The organism is Idiomarina aminovorans (assembly GCF_023155095.1).
GTDB classification, from domain to species: domain Bacteria; phylum Pseudomonadota; class Gammaproteobacteria; order Enterobacterales; family Alteromonadaceae; genus Idiomarina; species Idiomarina aminovorans.
The window spans coordinates 1-258 of record NZ_JAKNDA010000033.1; the positions used below are offsets into that span (position 1 = coordinate 1).

Consider the following 258-nt stretch of genomic DNA (forward strand, 5'->3'; position numbering starts at 1 on the left):
GACTGATATCGGCGCCGAACTGCTTAAACATCGCTTCTTGACGATACAGCGGCAGGCCATACTGGAACTTAGCCGTGATGATTTGGGCCAGTAGGCTTGGAGTAGTGATGCTCTTTGGCAGCATGCTGGCCGGCACCGGTGCCTGCTTTATCCTGGTTTCGGTACCTCGCTGCTCGCAAGTACGGCAACTGTACTTCGGGCGTACGTCGCGGATCACCTGTATCTTAGCCGGGATGAAGTCGAGCTTCTCGCTGACAT

At 55.4% G+C, this 258-nt stretch carries 1 protein-coding gene; it reads right to left on the reverse strand.

The window, feature by feature from the left end; genetic code table 11:
• A partial coding sequence (locus L8G48_RS13705) for an IS66 family transposase zinc-finger binding domain-containing protein (protein ID WP_248265091.1) occupies nucleotides 1-258 on the reverse strand: 258 nt, incomplete at both ends.